Genomic DNA, 247 nt, shown 5'->3' with positions numbered 1-247 from the left:
ATCTTCAAAACCTTCCTCAAGGATAAAGAAAAGATTGTCAACGCCCTTCAATTGCCCTATTCCAACGCTAAATTGGAAGCAACCAATAATCTCATTAAACTCATCAAACGAAATGCCTTTGGTTTTAGGAACTTTGACAACTTTAAGAAACGAATTTTCATCGCTCTGAACATCAAAAAAGAAAGGACGAAATCCGTCCTTTCTCGATCTTAGCTTTTCTTCAACCCACTACAGTTGACAGAGAGCC

General features: G+C 38.1%; 1 protein-coding gene. It reads left to right on the top strand.

The annotated features are described in order from the left end of the window. Positions 1 to 213: transposase (locus AC3E7H_RS10085; protein ID WP_490676526.1), on the top strand; the 213-nt coding region annotated here is incomplete at its 5' end. Positions 214 to 247: the final 34 nt, after the last annotated feature.

The sequence above is a fragment of the Streptococcus sp. SCPM-O-B-15304 (M98) genome, from assembly GCF_058200215.1.
This window is presented reverse-complemented; position numbering and strand designations above follow the sequence as displayed.